The sequence below is a fragment of the Haemophilus haemolyticus genome, from assembly GCF_001008275.1.
Classification (GTDB): domain Bacteria; phylum Pseudomonadota; class Gammaproteobacteria; order Enterobacterales; family Pasteurellaceae; genus Haemophilus; species Haemophilus haemolyticus_P.
This window is the reverse complement of the sequence record NZ_LCTH01000036.1, coordinates 1-14,991: the sequence shown is the minus strand read 5'-3', so window position 1 is coordinate 14,991 and position 14,991 is coordinate 1. Positions and strand designations below refer to the sequence as shown.

Annotated in this window: 14 protein-coding genes and 1 pseudogene; 4 read left to right on the top strand and 11 right to left on the bottom strand. The window is 39.0% G+C overall.

Features of this window, described 5'->3' with window-relative positions:
• Positions 1-13: 13 nt before the first annotated feature.
• From AAX15_RS05990 to AAX15_RS05970, 5 genes are all read right to left on the bottom strand, one after another.
• Complete coding sequence (locus tag AAX15_RS05990; protein WP_046939542.1) at positions 14-1,168, bottom strand: ABC transporter permease; 1,155 nt, start codon at positions 1,166-1,168, stop codon at positions 14-16.
• Positions 1,155-2,495 (bottom strand): ABC transporter permease, encoded by a 1,341-nt coding sequence (locus AAX15_RS05985; RefSeq protein ID WP_046939541.1) that lies wholly within the window; start codon positions 2,493-2,495, stop codon positions 1,155-1,157. Before AAX15_RS05985 ends, AAX15_RS05990 begins: the two co-directional genes overlap by 14 nt.
• Positions 2,496-2,497: 2 nt before the next feature.
• Positions 2,498-3,913, bottom strand: coding sequence for a Fe-S-containing protein (locus AAX15_RS05980; RefSeq protein ID WP_046939540.1), 1,416 nt, complete (start codon positions 3,911-3,913; stop codon positions 2,498-2,500).
• A gap of 96 nt (positions 3,914-4,009) precedes the next feature.
• Positions 4,010-4,531, bottom strand: a complete 522-nt coding sequence (locus AAX15_RS05975) for an iron transporter (RefSeq protein WP_005626197.1) — start codon at positions 4,529-4,531, stop codon at positions 4,010-4,012.
• A 26-nt stretch (positions 4,532-4,557) separates the two neighbouring features.
• The gene (locus AAX15_RS05970; RefSeq protein WP_046939539.1) at positions 4,558-6,465 is read right to left on the bottom strand and encodes an FTR1 family iron permease; all 1,908 of its coding nucleotides are present in this window, start codon (positions 6,463-6,465) and stop codon (positions 4,558-4,560) included.
• Positions 6,466-6,648: 183 nt separating this feature from the next.
• Between AAX15_RS05970 and AAX15_RS05965 the strand changes: the two genes are divergently transcribed.
• The 4 genes from AAX15_RS05965 to qseC all read left to right on the top strand — a co-directional run bounded on the left by AAX15_RS05965 (position 6,649) and on the right by qseC (position 10,117).
• Positions 6,649-7,536: a Dyp-type peroxidase gene (locus AAX15_RS05965; RefSeq protein ID WP_046939538.1), complete on the top strand. Its 888-nt coding sequence runs from the start codon at positions 6,649-6,651 to the stop codon at positions 7,534-7,536.
• A gap of 132 nt (positions 7,537-7,668) precedes the next feature.
• Positions 7,669-8,034, top strand: a complete 366-nt coding sequence (locus AAX15_RS05960; protein WP_046939537.1) for a YgiW/YdeI family stress tolerance OB fold protein — start codon at positions 7,669-7,671, stop codon at positions 8,032-8,034.
• 64 nt (positions 8,035-8,098) lie between these two features.
• Complete coding sequence (locus AAX15_RS05955; protein ID WP_046939536.1) at positions 8,099-8,761, top strand: response regulator; 663 nt, start codon at positions 8,099-8,101, stop codon at positions 8,759-8,761.
• Positions 8,762-10,117, top strand: a complete 1,356-nt coding sequence (gene qseC, locus AAX15_RS05950) for a quorum sensing histidine kinase QseC (protein ID WP_046939535.1) — start codon at positions 8,762-8,764, stop codon at positions 10,115-10,117.
• Positions 10,118-10,164: 47 nt separating this feature from the next.
• Here the strand turns inward: qseC and AAX15_RS05945 are convergent, their stop codons facing one another.
• The 6 genes and pseudogenes from AAX15_RS05945 to AAX15_RS05920 form a co-directional block, all read right to left on the bottom strand.
• Positions 10,165-11,538, bottom strand: a complete 1,374-nt coding sequence (locus AAX15_RS05945; RefSeq protein ID WP_046939534.1) for a sodium-dependent transporter — start codon at positions 11,536-11,538, stop codon at positions 10,165-10,167.
• 59 nt (positions 11,539-11,597) lie between these two features.
• A complete protein-coding gene (gene nth / locus AAX15_RS05940; RefSeq protein ID WP_005626177.1) occupies positions 11,598-12,233 on the bottom strand; it encodes an endonuclease III in 636 nt (211 codons plus the stop codon).
• Position 12,234: 1 nt separating this feature from the next.
• Positions 12,235-12,933 (bottom strand): electron transport complex subunit E, encoded by a 699-nt coding sequence (locus tag AAX15_RS05935; protein ID WP_046939533.1) that lies wholly within the window; start codon positions 12,931-12,933, stop codon positions 12,235-12,237.
• A gap of 1 nt (position 12,934) precedes the next feature.
• Positions 12,935-13,558 carry an electron transport complex subunit RsxG gene (gene rsxG / locus AAX15_RS05930; protein ID WP_046939532.1) on the bottom strand — a complete coding sequence of 208 codons (624 nt, stop codon included), beginning with the start codon at positions 13,556-13,558 and terminating at the stop codon, positions 12,935-12,937.
• A complete protein-coding gene (gene rsxD / locus AAX15_RS05925; protein ID WP_046939531.1) occupies positions 13,558-14,634 on the bottom strand; it encodes an electron transport complex subunit RsxD in 1,077 nt (358 codons plus the stop codon). The genes rsxG and rsxD overlap by 1 nt, the downstream gene beginning before the upstream one ends.
• Before the next feature lie 4 nt (positions 14,635-14,638).
• Positions 14,639-14,991, bottom strand: a pseudogene (locus AAX15_RS05920) (electron transport complex subunit RsxC); the annotation flags it as partial.

Sequence of the window (14,991 nt, the reverse complement as noted above, 5' to 3'; positions counted from 1 at the left end):
AAGCGCTTCAGTTTTACTCACCCTTCAACACATTCGCAACATTAATACTCAATGCTCGACGTGTTGGAATAATAACAGCTACAAATGCTACTAATAATGAAAGTACAATCGTAATTGGCAATACAGGAAGTCGCATATCAATATAAGATTTGAATACAGTTATTCCCAATACTTGAGCCAATAAATAACCCAAGCCAAGCCCGATAATAATCGCACAAAATGCGATAATTAAAATTTCAGTGCTGATTTGGCGAATGATGTCAAATTTTTTTGCACCCAGTGATTTTTGTAAGGCAAATTCTTTGGATCGTTCGCCAACAATTGCAATTAATGTGGTGTTCACACATAAGGTTGCAAGCACCAAAATTACAAGGGAAATTAAGCCCATTAAGCCTTTAATTTTTTCTAAAATTTGTCCTTCTGAGGCGGAAACTTTACGGATAGGGCGAGCGGTTAAATCGGGATATTGTTGCATGATTTTTTCGGCAAATTGATCCACTGTATTGGCGCCTTGCTCATTTTGCACATTGAGTAATGCGTTATTTACTACGCCTTCTTTATCTAACCAATTTTGTGCAAATTCAACATTTACAATAAGCATATTGTCAGTTGCATCACCGGCTTCTACAATTCCTTTAATGTTGAAACTATGTTTTTCTACGGCATTTTTAGACAGTTGTAGGCTATCTCCCACCTTCACATGTAATCGTTCCGCAAGGGTTTTCCCGATCATCGCATTGCGATCGTCAAAGTTTACGTTGATTGCTGATCCTGTAATTTGCCAGTAAGGGGCGAGGATTCGCATGGCATCAAAATTTACGCCCATCAGTACAATTTTTTCTAAATCACTGCGTGCGACGCCATAAAGGTAAGGACTGGCTGCGGTGATAAAACCATCGGGTGATTTTTGTAAAATTGCGTTTAATTCTGCTTGATTCATCATTCCACCATCGGCTGAACCAATGTAGAAATTTGCACCGAAAGTACGCAGTTCTTGGCTCATTTTGGTGTTGATGTCGAAGTAAACCGCTGCCATTGCGGTGACGATGCTTGCTCCCACAGTAAGTGCGGTGAAAATAATGAATACTCGTTGGAGGCGTAATCGCAACGCGCGGAAAATTAATCGCCAGAACATGCTTTGAGTTTTTGCGCTTTTATGCTCTGCCATAAAGCACCTCGACAGGGTAAAGTTTAGCGATTTTATGCGCAGGGAACCAAGTGCCAATCACCGCAATAAGAATGGAGAGCACGAGAACACAAGGCACGACAATCCAAGCGAAATCAAGAGGCGCACCGAATAATGCGGCACCGATAAATTTGGCTAATCCCCATCCGGCTAAACAGCCAAATATTCCGCCTACTAATGCACTTAACACCGCTTCGCAGTAGAATAGTAAGGTAATTTGCCATTGATAAGCGCCCAGTGCTTTCATTAAGCCAATTTCTTTTGAGCGTTCAATAATCCCAGCGCTCATTAAGGAAGCAATACCCATTGCCGCAGCGATTAATGCTGCGAAGGTAACGACCGCCAATAAGAGTTGGATTTTACCAATGACGACACCTTCAGACGCAGCAACTTGCCAAATTGGGCGAACCATTGCACCAGAAATTGCTTCTTCTAATTGATGAGAAATTGATGAAACATAAGCGGTGCAATACCAACGGTCATAGGCTTCCGCATCTAAGGCATCCGTATTGGCACGCGCTTTACGGGAAAGATCGTTTTCTGGCACGGTGAGGGCAGATACACGAACGGATTGCACTTTGCCTTCTAAACCCAGCAAATTTTGTGCCGCACTTAGGGGCATCACAAGCTGATTATCTTCTGTTCCACCCGTACTTAAAATCCCTTTAATTTCTACCGCACTTTGTTGGCTTTCGCCGTTATCGTTTGTGTAGCTTAAGCTAAGTTTATCGCCAATTTTCCAACCATTACTTTTGGCAAGTTGTTCGCCTGCAAGTGCAGGGACGACTTCGCCAAAGTCATTGTTTAAATCATCAACCCATTCTCCTTCCACTTTCCAATAAGGGCTAATGATTCGTTGTCCTGTGTGGTAATCCTCTTCATCAGGCACGGCAATATTATGATCAAAGAAGGTACCAAGCACATTAATCGTTTTAGGCGCTGAAAGTGCGGTGGAATTTTGTGAAGATTTTGTCACTTGCACATTTGCTGAAAGCAACGGGGCAAAACCCACGATATTATTTCGCCAGAAAATATCTTTGATATTGGGAAGTTCTTTTTCATCTAAAAAATCTTGGCTAGATAATGAAGAACTATGGCTGAGTTCATCAGGTAATGCTGCATTGCTGGCTGGCTCCACCAAAATATTGGCACCGTAAGATTTCAGCTCTTTCGCCATTTTGTCACCAATATCAATGGAAACAGCAAGCAGCGCAGAGACTAAGCCTGCTGCTAAGAAAATAGTGATAATGGCGAGTAATTTACGTTTGATACCAAATCGCCAAGATTGAAATAACATTCTAGCAAGCATTGTTATTCCCCTTTTGGATTTTCGTTTTTGTTAATGCCGAGATAGTTATCGGGATTATCGCGGAATAAATCGAGATTTTTTTCGTTCTCAAAGAAATAAGTATGCCCTTCGTGGCTATATTTATATTCAGTTTTAGTGTTTTTGAGTTTGGCGCCACTAATCGGATCTTGTACTTCAATTTCCACAATCGTACTGAATAGATTCAAGCCATCTTCAAGGCTTTTACGAGAAATCACGATTTCATTTTCAGTTTGTTGCCAATTTTCAATAGGTACAGGGTTGCAACCGCCCGGTTTACCGATAGATGGAATAAAGAGATGCACGCCACAACCAACACAGACCACTTGATTGCCTTGCATGACATAGCCTTGATCGCCACAGAGTAGGCAAGCATCGAATACTGCCGCCATACTGACTTTATTTGGTTGTCGATTGATAATGAAAAAGCGTACGGCTTTGCCATCATCAGCAATCCAAACAAAGCGGTGAAGTTTGCCATCTTTAAGTGGCTCTAGTGCTAAATGCACTTCATTTTTGTCATTAAGTTGTACTGGAACCGCTTCAGAAAGTTGTGGCGGTTGAGAGGCAACTTTTTCCCAATAAAGTTGGCTTGCGGCAACAAATAAAATACCGAATATGCCCCAGTAAATGGTGCGTTTTGATGTTTGTACGAAGGCTAATTTTTTGCGTTTTTCAATAAGATCTTTTTCGGCTTTTGCTTCTTTTAAACGTTTTGAATGTGTTTGAATGGTAAAAATACACAACACAACGAGCATTAACACAACACAAATGATATTGAGCCAAGAGGTGATTTCCCCTGATTTTGCCACAAAACTTAACCGCACTTTGGTGAGTTCAATGAGTTGTAATTTCATCAAGGTAAGCAGTAGTTCTGCTATAAGCGGAAGAATTAACGCGATAAAAAGTAAAAAGCTGAGTGCAAAAAGTGCGGTGGATTTCCCTTGTGTTTTTTGTTGCTGTTTAAGTAAGAAATAGAGCCATGCACTTGAAGCTAAACTAAAAATTACGCCAAAAATAACCGCACTTATATTTAAAATAAAGTCAGTGTTAATCACATCTGTGTTGGTGAGTGCGGTGATGTTTGGATCTTTTGCCCAAGTTGCTCCCGCGATAAGCATTAATGAAAATTGCCAGAATGCGGCAAGGTTTGATGATTTGCTCCATTGGCTGATAACAAAAAGTAAGAAGATAATTAAAAAGCCGATGGTTAGAATAAGATTGGTGGTTTGTCCATTAGGAATATTTAGTCGTAAGACAACACCCAAAGCCAAGCCAATAAGGCTTAGCCAAATAAGCATTTTAGGCGAAATATTGCCTTTTTTAATTGCCCAAGATGCACCGAGTAAAAGCGAAATTGGCAAAAGAGCTTGCAAAACAAAAATGAAAAAATAAGTCATAGAAAGCGGATTTTTAAATGGTAGGGTGGGCTTTAGCCCACCGTTTTTTCATGTCTGATTGTTAATTGGTGGGTAGAAGCCCACCCTACAGCACTATTATTTTAAACCAGTAAATTTGAATTCATAATTTACATCAAATGGTTTCCACCAGCGACCCACGCCAGTTTCTTCATCGGTGTGGCGGTGCATACCAGCTTTTGGTGGCGGATCGATATGATAAGTTAATTTATAGTTACCCACGCCCATCATTTTAATGTTTGCGCCATAGTGTGGGCCATCGCCAGCAACCATTGGCATGAAGGTACCTTCTTGTTTAGCACCAGTATCGGTATTGACTAAGGTATAGTTGATGGTTAAATAAGGCATCCATTCACCTTCACCAAAACCGTTCTTGTTACCTTTCACCGCGTGAATATCTGCTTCTAAGTGAATATCAGATTTTGCTGCAGGCAAGCCCATGCCGCGAGGTTCCATATCCACTGGTTTTAAGTAAACCGCTGCAATTTCCATGTCATTCATGGTAACCGCTTCACCGATTGGATATTCTTGGAATGCGTAAGCAGAAGTTGCTGCAAACATTCCTGCTAATAAACTTGCGCTAAGAAGTGCTTTTTTCATAGTTTCTCTCCTGAGATGAGTTTGAGTTAATTTGAAACCGCTCTTTTGCTTTGATATTTCATAACAAACAAAGCAAAAATAGCAGCAAGAATTAAGATTGCTTGTGGTACAAGGGTTTCCACATAAGGATAAACACCTAACCACGAGATTTCTGGTACACCGTTAATTAATGTCGGTTCAAACAGTTTACCTTCAATAAGTTCAAGTACAGATTTGCCAGCAAATACAAATGCCATTAAATACATAAATGAACCAGTAAACATAAAGAATGGTTTTAATGGCAATTTAACCACGGTGTAACGCATTATAAAGTAGCAAATCGCCAGTAAAATTACCCCGAAAATAAAGCCGGCAAAAAGATAGGCTAAACTGACCGCACTTTTCGCATCGCCAACTAGGGCATAATAGAACAATACGGTTTCTGCGCCCTCACGATATACTGCGAGGAAACTGGTAAGCCATAAGCCGAATAGAGAGCCTGCTGTTAATGCCGTTGAAAGTTTGCCTTCGAGATAGCGTTTCCAGTTTTTTGCTTCGACTTTAGAAAGCAACCAGTAACTCATACTAAACAGCATAAAGACCGCAATAATCATTGTGAAACCTTCAAGCAATTCGCGGTTTTGCCCTGAGTTTTCAAAAATAAGTTGGAAGATAAATGCGGTAACTACGCTTGCCCCTAACGCCACATAAACGGATTGGCGAATAACTGGCAATTTATTGTGATGATTATTTTTCACCATATAAGCCACAATAGCGGCAACGATTAATAACGCTTCTAAGCCTTCACGTAAAATAATAAGCAAGCTATATAAGAACATGGACCAATTACTTTGCTCACCACCTTGCAATATTTGAACGGCTTTCGCTAAGTTTTGATTTAAACCTGCGGCTTGTTCCTGTAATTTGTCACCATTTCCCGCTTTCATCAGACTGACTAAACGAGTGAAATAACCTTCTAATTCTGCTTTAAAATTGCTATCGCGCGAGCCTACTTTGTTTTCCATGCCAGAACTTTCAAATACATCGAAGTAAGTGTCTTGCACCGCAAGCATGGCTTTTTTTGCATCGCCTTGTTCATAAAGGGTAATAGCTTGTTGAATACGTTGGTTGATTTCAGTAGTAATTCTTGCCCAATCTTGCTCTGCAACGTTATCTGAAGTTTGCGCTTGTGATTGTGTCGCTTGAGCGTTTTGCTCATCGCGAGTGGTTGGTAAATTAGGAAGTTGTTCTTCAATATCTTGTAAGAGTTGTGTGCTTTGGTAAGCAATTTCTGTCATTTGATCGGGTTGTTCGCTCAAACGAATTAAATTGTAGAATTGTTGATTGATCGCAGCCGAAATTTCAGAAGAGCGGTTAGTTCTAACCGACATTTCCATTTCAGAATTTTTGTAGCCGTCATATTGAGCTTGTTGGAATGCTTTTTTAGCATTGGTAAAATCACCGCTTTCATAAGCACTAATGGCTTGTGCAATGAAATCATCAATGGTTTTGAAACTTTGTTGCCAATAAGGTTTGATGGCTTGATTATCATAAACGCCGTGCTGACTATCTGCATTGAGTTGATGCCCTTCAACAAGAGAAGGTAAAACTTGCTGTAATTCATTTTTTAAACCGTTAATTTTGGCTTGAACCTCATTCATTGGTTTACCTTCGCCAATCATTTTGCGGATTTCACCAAAAGTGGCTTCCATTTGATAGCTTTTTTGCGCTGAAAAATTAATGCGAATGGGACCTTCTAAATTTTCAAATACTTCAAAATAGGCCATCTGTACTTCGGTTTTGGCATCATCAATTTTGTTTTCTTTAAGAAGTTGTTCGGTGTGATTCAAGCGTTGAGTAATGTCATCAACCCATTTTTGATAGTTATCGGCAAAGACTGTTTGAGAAAATAAAAATAGTAAAGATATGCTGATATAACGTAAAAGGTTCGGCATAGAACTAATAACCTTATAAATGAAATCCATTCTTATTTGAAACGATATATCTAATGAGAAAAAATCTCAACAATAAATTTGAATTTTTGCTACTTAGATCAAGTTTTATTTGAATATTTAAGATTTTTTAGTGGCTGCATGTATAATGCAAGCGTTTTCCAATTGTCCTTTTAGGAGATTTTTATGACAGCACAAACCGGTATTTTGCTTGATGGTTGCAAAGCAGGCGTATTTTTAGAAGCAAATATCTCAGATTATTCTCAGATCCCCGCGGCGGCTCGCCAATTTCTTACTCGCTTAGAACAGCTTCAACAAACTTATCCCGATGCACGTTTGGGGGCGGTCGTTGCTTTTGGCGATAAAGCTTGGAAAAACCTAGGTGGGCAGGACGCACCAGAACTTAAACCTTTTGTTACTTTAGGAAAAGGTGATTTAACTGCGCCAAGTACTCAAACTGATCTTTTAGTGCATATTCAATCATTACGCCCTGATGTTAATTTTTCTGTGGCACAAGCTGCAGTGAATGCTTTTGCTCAAGCTATTGACGTTCAGCAAGAGATTCATGGTTTTCGTTGGGTGGAGGAACGAGATCTCACAGGTTTTATTGACGGAACTGAAAATCCTAAAGATGCACAACGAGCAGAAGTGGCATTAATTTCAAATGGCAATGATAAAGATGGAAGTTATGTGTTTACTCAACGTTATGAACACAATCTTGCCAAATGGGAAAAATTGAATACGGCAAAACAAGAAAATGTGTTCGGACGCACTAAAACGGATAGCGTAGAAATGGAAGATAAGGCAGATACTTCTCATGTTGGTCGTACAGATTTAAAAGAGAATGGCAAAGGTTTAAAAATCTTACGTCAAAGCTTACCCTATGGTACTGCCAGCGGTACGCACGGATTATTCTTTATTGCTTACTGTGCAACGCTTTATAACATTGAACAACAGTTGCTTAATATGTTTGGTGAAAAAGACGGAAAAACTGACCGCATTTTAGGTTTCACTAAGGCTGTAACGGGGGCTTATTATTACGCACCGTCTATTGAGCAGTTGAATAAACTTTAATTTATGAAAAACCTAAATTAAAAAAATTTAGGTTTTTTTATGTTTCTTAATCTTTTCTTAAGATTTATTTGTTTTAATACACACCATCCAAGCAATGGTGCTTGAAATTAACTTACTTAAAAGGGAAACATTATGAAAAAATTTGCATTAGCAACAATCTTCGCATTAGCAACCACTTCTGCATTTGCAGGTTTTAATGGCGGAAATACTCAAGGCGGTTTTCAACAAGCAACCCCTTCAGCAATTAGCGTAAAACAAGCTTTATCTGCGGCAGATAATTCAATGATCACTTTAGTAGGGAATATCACACAACAAATTGATGACGATGAATTCTGGTTTAGCGATGGTACAGGTCAAATCAAAGTAGAAATTGAACGCCACGTTTGGAATGGTTTAAATGTAGATTCAAGCGATAAAGTGAAAGTTTACGGTAAATTAGATAACGAAGTATTCGAGAAAGCAGATCTTGAAGTATTACGTATCGAAAAAGTAAAATAATCATTCTTTGAAAATGGCGAGCATTAGCTCGCTGTTTTTATTTATAAAGAGCGGTCAATTTTTTATGAGAATTTTATTGATAGAAGACGATAATCTAATCGGCAATGGTTTACAGATTGGTTTAACTAAACTTGGTTTTGCGGTGGATTGGTTTACGGATGGAAAAACAGGAATGGATGCCTTAACCTCTGCGCCTTATGATGCGGTTGTGTTAGATTTAACTTTGCCGAAGCTTGATGGATTAGATGTATTGCAACAATGGCGAGCCAAGCATCAAGATGTTCCAGTATTGATTTTGACTGCCCGTGATACCTTAGATGAACGTGTAAAAGGATTGCAAAGTGGAGCAGATGATTACCTTTGTAAGCCTTTTGCTTTGGCTGAAGTTGCGGCGCGCTTGCAAGCACTTATTCGTCGTCGTTATGGTCATCATCATTCTGTGATTGAGCACGCTGGCGTTAAACTCGACCCAAATCAGCGTTCTGTTTGGCTAAATAATCAACCTATTTCTTTAACAAGCCGTGAATATAAATTACTTGAATTATTTATGCTGAATAAAGATCGCGTACTGTCTCGCTCATCGATTGAAGAAAAATTATCAAGCTGGGATGAGGAAATCAGCAGTGGGGCGTTAGATGTGCATATTTATAATTTGCGCCAGAAATTAGGTAAGCAATTTATTCGAACAGTACACGGCGTTGGATATGCGTTGGGAGTAACGCAATAAATGAAAAACAAACGTTTAAGTTTTCGTTTTATTTCTGTACTTTCTTTCACTGCACTTTTTGTGTGGGGCGTATCTACTGCTGTCGCATGGTGGCAGGTGCGTAATGAAGTGAATGATGTTTTCGATGCCCAACAAATCCTTTTTGCTGAACGTCTTGCCAATTCAGATCTTAGTCATATTCTGTTGGAGCATGTGGAAGATATTAATAAAATCCAGCCACATTCATTTAAGAAAAACTATGATGATGACGCATTAGCTTTTGCTATTTTTTCTAAAGATGGAAAACGTTTATTAACAGATGGACGTAATGGCGATAATTTTGTGTTTGATAATGAAATTGGATTTGCGAAAGGCTATATGCTGAATGATGACGATGAATGGCGTATTTTCTGGCAGCCTGTAGCAAATGGAAATTTGATTATTGCCGTTGGGCAAGAGCTTGACTACCGCGAAGATTTAATTGAAGAAATGATCTTTGGGCAAATGTGGATTTGGTTTGCGAGTTTGCCTGTTTTGATCATCGTTTTAGGATGGTTGATTCATAAAGAACTTCGACCGATTAAACGTTTAAGCCAAGAAGTTCAAACGAGAAAATCTGGTGATGTGTCATTGCTAAATACTGAGGGGCTGCCCGCTGAGATTTTACCCTTAGTAAAAAATTTAAATCAATTTTTTGACCGCACTTCGGCCATGCTACAACGCGAACGCCGTTTTACCTCTGATGCCGCCCATGAATTACGTAGTCCATTGGCGGCACTGCGTATTCAAACCGAAGTTGCTCAACTGGCGGGAGATGATGTGGAATTACGAGAACAAGCACTTTTGCATTTAACCCAAGGGATTGATCGTGCATCGCAGTTAATTGAGCAACTTTTGACCCTTTCAAAACTGGATAATTTACAAGAATTAGAAGAATTACAGCCTATTGATTGGGAAGGCACCATTCAATCGCTGATCGCTGAGCGTTATTTTGTGGCAGAAAAACGTAAAATTACGTTGGCTTTTGAGATAGAATCTGAACCAAAGCAAAAACAAGGACAACCAATTTTAGTTTCATTGATGCTTAGAAATTTACTCGATAATGCCATTAAATATTGCCCAGAAGATACAACCGTTTCAGTGAAAATAGCATCTTCTCAGATTATTGTTGAAGATAATGGTGGTGGCGTTGAACCTGAAGATTTGAAAAAACTTGGTCAGCGTTTTTATCGCCCAGCTGGACAAAATGAAAAGGGTAGTGGTTTGGGGCTCTCTATTGTCATGCGAATTGCGGAATTACACGGATTCAAAGTGCGGTTAGAAAATGTTATAAAAGAAAGGCAGCGAATTGGCTTAAAGGCACAAATATTTTTATAGATATGTCCTTTAAAAAAGAAAACCGAGTAAAGACTCGGTTTTTTTTTTTAGAATAGGTTGCTGATAAAGATGACTAAAATAATCACTGGCACAACGAATTTCACATAGTTAAACCAGATTTTAGTGAATGTTGAGTCTGGTGTTGGAGAAAGTTCTTTTTTCGCCTCATCTTTTAACACGAAACCAACGAAAATAGCACAACCAAGTGCGGTCAGCATAAAGAGAATATTTCCACTGACATAATCATAGAAATCAAAAATGCTTTTGCCGAAAATGGTGACATCTTTCCATACATTATCCCCTAAAATTGCTGGAATATTACCCAAGATAAAAATCCCACCAAGGGTTAAGACAATCGCTTTGCCACGGCGCATTCTGAGCTTTTCTTGTAATGCGGTAATGATCACTTCATAAATTGTGATTGAAGTAGTTAGCGCAGCAATTAATAATAAGCCGAAGAAAATAATTGCAAAGAATTTACCTGCCCATAAGTGAGAGAATACGATAGGTAAACTTTGGAATACTAAAGTTGGGCCTGCATTTGGTTCAATCCCAAAGGTGAAAAGTGATGGGAAGATCATAAAGCCAGCAAGTACGGCAATAATTGTATTGGTAAAACCAGTAATAACTGCAGTTTGTATTAAGTCTTCTTCTTTATTTAAGTAACTGGAAAGGGTAATTAATACGCCAAAACCAAGGCTTAATGCGAAGAATACCTGACCTAAAACGAAGATAAATAATTGTGGCGTAATTTTGCTGAAATCAGGTTTTAAATAGAATGTAATTCCTTCCATTGCGCCAGGTAATGTTACGTTGCGAATAACCATTCCAATGAGGAAGATGAATAGCAATGGCATTAAATATTTTACAGAGCGCTCAATTCCACCAATGATCCCTTTCGCTAAAATAATGTAATTCACCACAACAAATAAGAAGGTGTATAGAATAATTTCATAAGGGCTATTGCCAATATGTAGCTCGTAGAAATCTTTGGCGACATCTTTAGTAATGGGTGCGGAGATATCTAAGGTACCGCTGATTAGGCTAATGATATAAGAAATAACCCAGCCACCAAGCACCATATAATATGCCATGATACCGAATGAACCGAGTAATCCCATATAGCCAAGGATTTTCCAATATTTGGAAATGCCTTTTCCTTTATCTAGAATTTTATCGCCAAAGGCATCAATGGAGTTTACACGTAAGCGACGGCCAATAACGTTTTCAACGAGAATCATCGGAATACCGATTACGATCATTGCGATACAGAAAAGTAGCACGTAGGCTCCGCCACCATTTTCGCCCACAAGGTAAGGGAAACGCCAAGTAGCGCCGAAACCGACAGTTGCGCCTGCGACAGTCATGACATAAGTGAGTCGGCTCGACCAAGTTTGTCGTTGTTTGTTGTTTGTTGTCATTTGTTTTCCTATTTTTAATAAAAAGTGCGGTAAATAATTAGAGTGTTTTATCGCAAAAATTAAAACTCAATTTTTTCTTTATATTCACACAGATCTTCAATAATGCATGAGCCACAACGAGGTTTCCGTGCAATACAAGTGTAGCGTCCGTGTAAAATTAACCAATGGTGAACATCCACTTTAAATTCATCAGGTACGACTTTAAGCAGTTTTTCTTCCACTTTTACCACGTCTTTACCTGGTGCAAAATTAGTTCGATTGCATACACGGAAAATATGGGTATCCACCGCAATAGTTGGATGACCAAATGCCGTATTTAGTACAACATTGGCTGTTTTTCTGCCCACACCTGCTAATGCCTCTAAGGCTTCGCGATTTTCAGGCACTTCACCATTGTGCTTTTCAATTAAATCACGGCAGGTTTTGATAATATTTTCTGCTTTGCTATTAAAAAGCCCGATAGTTTTAATATAGCTTTTTAAACCATCTAATCCTAAATCTAAAATCGCTTGAGGTGTGTTTGCAACAGGGAATAGTTTTTCTGTCGCTTTATTCACACCTTTATCGGTTGCTTGTGCCGATAGAATTACCGCAATTAATAATTCGAAGGGCGAATTATACTGTAATTCTGTGGTCGGGTGGGGATTTTGATCTCTTAATCGGGTTAATATTTCGATTCTTTTTAATTTATTCATCTTATTTATCAATTCGATTTTTTATTGCAAGGAGCAAGCCTAATCCTATAAATGCGCCTGGAGGCAAAATGAAAAGTAAAAAACTACTGTCTGTATGGTAAATATGGAGCGTTAAAAATTTCGCTTGTTCGCCGAATAGATTTTCGATGCCATCAAAAATCGTACCTTGTCCAATGATTTCACGCAATGCGCCAAGTACTGTCAAGCTAAGCGCCATCCCTAATCCCATTGAGAAACCATCCCAAACTGAATGGAGTAAGCTGTTTTTTGAGGCGAACGCCTCTGCTCGACCAATCACAATACAGTTGGTAACGATGAGTGGAATAAAAATCCCAAGTGATTGATAAAGCGTATAAGTGTAAGCATTCATTAAAAGTTGAACGACAGTTACAGTTGTCGCAATAATCATCACGTAGATTGGAATGCGGATTTCATTTGGAATATATTTACGGAAAAGCGAAATGACCGTATTTGTGCAAGTGAGCACAAGCATTGTCGCTAACCCCAATCCAAGAGCGTTGGTGGCTGTGCTAGATACCGCTAAAAGCGGACAAAGCCCGAGAAGTTGAACAACCGCTGGATTATTTTTCCAAATTCCTTGAGCAAAGATTTCTTTCCACATGGATTTTTGTTGATTTTCAACCGCACTTTCTGTTTGCTCTTCTTCAAGTGCGGTATTTTTTTCAGTTAAATCTGTCATATTATTTCACTTGTGTTGAAAGCTGTTGTAACAAGGCTTGATTATTTAGCATGATTAATGCGGATCGTTTAGTTTGATTCACCACTGCGCGAGGTGTAATGGTTGCACCAGAAAATTGATCAAATTTTCCACCATCTTTTTTTACCGCCCATTCGCTTAAATTATTCTCATTAATCGACTGATGAGTAAAATTTAAAATCCAGTTGGAAATACGAAGTTCAATTTTATCGCCTAAGCCAGGAGTCTCATGGTGTTCGATTACTCGTACACCTAATATTTCACCTTTTGGATCTAATCCCACAAGCAAGCGAATATCGCCAGAATACCCATCAGGCGCAGTGGTTTCATAGGCATAGGCAGAAACATTTCCATCTTTTTTCGCAAAATAAATTTTCTGAATGCCCACCAAATTTTTATCTTGAGGGATAACCGCACTTTCTAACAGATTATTATTGAAATAATCTTGTGGAATGACCTGTAAAAGCAATTCTCGTTGTTGTGCCGCCATCACTGCGTCAATTTTATCTTTTGTTAGAAAAAAAATACCCGCTGAAATGGCTGTGCAGAGTAGGGCGACAAAGCCTAGCAATATCCCGTAACGCGATGTGATTTTTACTGTACCCATTATTTTTTCCCTTTTGTTGGATAACCAGATACTCGTGGACGCGTGTAATGATCGATAAGTGGGACGCAAATATTACTTAATAAAATTGCGAATGCTACACCATCTGGAAAGTTTCCATGATAGCGAATGAGATAGACAAATACCCCCACTAATGTGCCAAAAATAATTTTTCCTCGTGGTGTGATGGAAGCTGTGACAGGATCTGTCGCAATAAAAAATGCGCCAAACATCATTGCTCCACTAACCAGTTGGCTGATCGCACTTAAATGCGTGAAGCCAGTAAAAGCAGTCGCAGTGGCTAAACAGAAAAAGGTGACGAGCATCGCCACTGGAATTTGCCAATGAATGACACGTTTTAAAATAAGGAAAACTCCGCCCACTAAGAAAGCCACGTTGACTTGCCACCATCCTTGAGCAAAGTCGGTTCCATTACCCATAAAAATCGGAAGTTTAATTAACTCATAAAAATCATTTAATTGAGTGTGACTCTTATAGAAAATTTTTGCGCTATCCAAAGGCGTTGCTTGGGTGATGCCATCAATATTATGTGTAAGTTGTGAAAGCGTAAATCCATCAGTGGTTAAACCTGAAAATATTAATGAAAATGCATCTGAAAAAGTCGGTGGTTCCTGTAATAAATTAATTGGTGGCATCCAAGTTGTCATTTGTAACGGGAATGAAATTAAAAGAATTACATAGCCAATCATTGCTGGATTAAATGGATTTTGCCCTAAACCACCATAAACCTGTTTACCTAATAAAACCGCACAGAGTGTTCCAATGATGATGATCCAATAAGGCGCATAAGGTGGAATAGCCATCGCCAAAATTAAAGCAGTCAGGGATACGCTGAAATCTGAAAGATAATTTAGCGGTTTTTTACTACGTAATTTTATTGCAATAAATTCCGCAATGATAGCTGTACCAATGGCTAATACAGATTGGAGCACCACGCCAAATCCAAAATAATAAATTTGCGTGAAAAAAGCTGGCATCATTGCCAACATTACCCAAAACATAATACGCGCTGTGAGTTTCCCCGAATGAGTATGAGGAGAGCTAACCATTTTAAACATTATTTTATTCCTGATTATTTTCTAATGTTGCTTGTGTTTTTGCCAATTTCTTTGCTTTTGCTCTAGCAATGGCCGCAGCTACAGCCGCCTTTTTCGGATCAAGTGCAGTTGAATTTTCTTCTGTCTTTTCTACCGCACTTTCTATAGCTTGAGTGCTTAGAACTGATTCTGTAGTCCCATTCACTTGCGCAAGTTTTTTTGCTTTTGCACGAGCAATCGCAGCGGCTACCGCCGCTTTTTTTGGATCAAGTGCGGTTGAATTTTCTTCTGTTTTTTCTACCGCACTTTCTACGGCTTGAGTGCTTGGAACTGATTCTGTTGTTCCCGCTTGTGCAAGTTTTTTTGCTTTTGCTCGAG